The organism is Methylotuvimicrobium sp. (assembly GCF_050611805.1).
Classification (GTDB): Bacteria; Pseudomonadota; Gammaproteobacteria; order Methylococcales; family Methylomonadaceae; genus Methylotuvimicrobium.
Window position 1 is genome coordinate 1 of the sequence record NZ_JBNGHF010000107.1, and the last position, 3,351, is coordinate 3,351.

3 protein-coding genes are annotated in these 3,351 nt (G+C 47.7%); 1 reads left to right on the forward strand and 2 read right to left on the reverse strand.

Translation table 11 applies throughout. The features are described 5' to 3' along the window. Nucleotides 1-658: 658 nt before the first annotated feature. A complete protein-coding gene (locus ACRJJO_RS21835; RefSeq protein ID WP_125220177.1) occupies nt 659-937 on the reverse strand; it encodes an Lpp/OprI family alanine-zipper lipoprotein in 279 nt (92 codons plus the stop codon). Between the two features lie 97 nt (nt 938-1,034). Beyond that, a complete protein-coding gene (locus ACRJJO_RS21840) occupies nt 1,035-1,502 on the reverse strand; it encodes a L,D-transpeptidase family protein (RefSeq protein ID WP_431067667.1) in 468 nt (155 codons plus the stop codon). A 148-nt stretch (nt 1,503-1,650) separates the two neighbouring features. On the opposite strand from ACRJJO_RS21840, the gene ACRJJO_RS21845 reads away from it, so the two are divergent. Further along, nucleotides 1,651-3,285, forward strand: a complete 1,635-nt coding sequence (locus tag ACRJJO_RS21845; RefSeq protein WP_431067668.1) for an alpha-D-glucose phosphate-specific phosphoglucomutase — start codon at nt 1,651-1,653, stop codon at nt 3,283-3,285. Nucleotides 3,286-3,351 lie beyond the last annotated feature (66 nt).

Genomic DNA, 3,351 nt, shown 5'->3' on the forward strand with positions numbered 1-3,351 from the left:
TCCCTCACCTAACGCTAGGTGAGGGAAAGTCGGGAACGTTGGGCGACAAAAAATGCTATCGAGGGCTCATTAGCTAAGATTGCAAAACGGTAATTTTTTTCTGGTTCCCACGGTCCTCCGTGGGAACCCATACCTTGTCAGCCGAGGCAAGATCGGTATGCATTCCCACGCTGGAGCGGTGGGAACGAGGAAAACGGTAATTTTTGACTTATGTATAACAATGAGAGCTCCAGTTTGGGAAAGACACCCCGGAAGCTCCAGCTTCCTGAGACCGACGCAAGCTCCGCAGAACCTCAACCAACCCCGGCTCGCTAGATCAATCTTCCTTGATCCTCGGGAAGCTAGAGCTTGGGTAACAGCATATTTTAGTCTTCGCTCTTTCCCAAGCTCCGGCTCTCCCCCCCTATGTCGGCTCTTGCCCAAGCTCTGCTTGGGCAAGAAGTCTTGGAAGCTCCAGCTTCCCGAAGCCGGCAAGCAGAGCTTGCGAGACGGTTTTCCTAAACAGAGTTTGGGAAACAGCGGAAAAAACAACCAACCTGCATCACGCTCTTTCCCAAGCTCCAGCTTGGAAGCAAGCGAATTCATAAACATAGCCAAACAAAAAAAGCCCGTCAGACGAATCTGACGGGCTTTTTTCAAATCAAAAGATAAAAATTAATTATTTCATCATTGATTTTTTGAACAGACGATCCAACTTGCTGTTCGCATCTTGTGCGTAGCTTGCTGCGCGGTTTGCCGCAGCCTCTGCAGCTGCCGCTCTTGCAGATGCGTCAGCAGCAGCGCTTTTCGCGCTAGCCGCATCGGAAGCTGCTCTTGAAACCTTAGTATTCAAATCGTCGATTTGAGATTGCAGGTTTTCAACGTCAGAAGTACTCGCACAACCTACAGCCAGACTTGCTGTAAGAGCAACCACTGATAATTTCGCTAATTTTTTCATATTATTTTCCTTTTTTTACTGTAAGAGTTGTTACTAAGATTTTTTTCAAAAGCATTCGATGAAATATATTGAACTTTTTTTTCAAAATATTCCAGAACTATTTTATTTGCACCGTAATTTCTTTATCAACCCACTTACTCAAACGGTCAATTTGCCGATTAGTCAATGCAATACAGCCATGAGTCCAATTCATAGTTCTATGAATTTTCTCATCGCCACGCCCCAAGCCGTGAATGCCGATTTGCCCTCCTAAGGGAGTATTCTGGGGGGGAATACTGTGTTTTTGGTGTGCTTCGACAATCGTCTCAAAAGTTAACGGATCGATAAGCCCCTTGTCAAGTGCGGCATGAGCATTATCGACCGAAGGATAAGACAAGCCGAAAAAACGATAAAAACTGCTTTTTTCATTAATCCAGCCAATTTTGTAAGTCCCTAAAGGAGTGACATCATCGCCGCGCACCTCTTTAAAACCCGCGCCATTTCGGCCTATCGCAATGTTTTCCAACCTTTCTAACGTCTGCCCTCCTTTCTTAACTTCAAGCGTCAGCGCATCAGTATCGATCAATAACCAGACATCGTTACTGGCTTGGGCATTTGACGCCAACAAAAAAAGAATCGGAAACACGCCAATTCGGATCATAATTAAACTACTATTAGCTTGTGTTTTAGTGTAATTTAAAAACCGTGTTATTTGTCGCATTAAAGGCTCACTCATGGAAATAAAAACAATAGAAACTCATCCATTCGAAGACCAAAACCCCGGGACGTCGGGACTTAGAAAGAAAGTGAAAACCTTTCAACAACCGAACTATCTTGAAAATTTTGTTCAGTCAATCTTCGACTCTCTCGATGATATTGTAGACCAAAAACTTGTTTTAGGTGGTGACGGACGCTATTTTAACCGACAAGCCATTCAAACGATCATAAAAATTGCCGCTGCAAACGGTTTTAGCGAATTGATTATCGGCCAAGGCGGTTTATTATCGACACCCGCCGCATCCAACCTGATTCGGAAATATAAAGCCTATGGCGGGCTGGTGCTATCGGCCAGTCACAATCCCGGAGGACCGGATGAAGATTTCGGCATCAAATACAATGTCGGCAACGGCGGCCCCGCACCCGAAAAGTATACTCAGGCATTTTACCGGCGCAGCAAGGAAATCGCTTCCTACAAAATTGCAGAAATCCCTGACATCGACCTCGACACCGTCGGCAACCAAAAATTCGGGACACTTACGATAAGCATCCTAGACCCCGTCAACGATTACGCCGAATTGATGCAAACCATTTTCGATTTCGATTTACTCAAGCAGAGCATCGGCTCAGGTTATATCACGCTTAAATTCGATGCGATGCACGCAATCACAGGTCCTTATGCCAAAACGATTCTGGAAGACATGCTGGGCGCAAAACCCGGCTCTGTGATCAATGCCGTGCCTTTGGAAGACTTCGGCGGCGGTCACCCGGACCCGAACCTGGCACACGCGGAAGAATTGGCCGAGGCAATGTTCGGCCCGAACGCACCGACGTTTGGAGCGGCTTCGGATGGAGACGGCGATCGTAACATGATCATGGGCTCGCAAATATTCGTGACGCCCAGCGATAGCTTAGCCATTTTAGCGGCCAATGCAAGCTTAATTCCCGGCTACGCAAAAGGTATTAGCGGCGTCGCACGCTCGATGCCGACCAGCCAAGCCGTCGATAGGGTTGCCGCGCAACTGAACTTACCTTGCTTTGAAACGCCGACCGGCTGGAAATTTTTCGGAAACCTATTAGACGCCGGAAAAATTACGCTATGCGGCGAAGAAAGCTTCGGCACCGGATCTGACCATGTTCGGGAAAAAGACGGCTTATGGGCGGTATTATTCTGGCTCAATCTCATTGCCAGAAAAAGACAATCGGTTGCCGACATCGTCACCGAGCACTGGCAACGGTTCGGCCGAGATATCTACGCTCGCCATGATTACGAAGCCGTAGCCACCGATATTGCGGACGGCATCGTCGCTTCTCTTCGCGAACAATTACCGGCCCTACCGGGCAAGGCATTCGGCGATTATATCGTCGAATATGCCGATGAATTCGCTTATACCGACCCGATCGACGGCAGCGTCAGCAAAAACCAAGGCATCCGCATCGGTTTTGAAAACGGTTCACGAATCGTTTTCCGCCTATCCGGCACCGGCACCGTAGGCGCCACGCTTCGAATTTATTTGGAACGTTACGAACCCGACAGCAATTTACATGATCAAGACGCACAAAGCGCATTAGCGCCACTCATCGAATTGGCGGAACAGTTTTGCGAGATCAAAAAACGAACCGGCAGAAATGGACCTACTGTAATCACTTGAGGACGAAGTAGGCAGTTAGCAGTTAGCAGTTAGCAGTTAGCAGTTAGCAGTTAGCAGTTAGCAGTT

Excerpts from the sequence above, each read along its gene's own strand:
- ACRJJO_RS21845 (WP_431067668.1), top strand. The coding sequence starts at position 1,651 with ATGGAAATAAAAACAATAGAAACTCATCCATTCGAAGACCAAAACCCC.
- ACRJJO_RS21835 (WP_125220177.1), bottom strand. The coding sequence starts at position 937 with ATGAAAAAATTAGCGAAATTATCAGTGGTTGCTCTTACAGCAAGTCTG.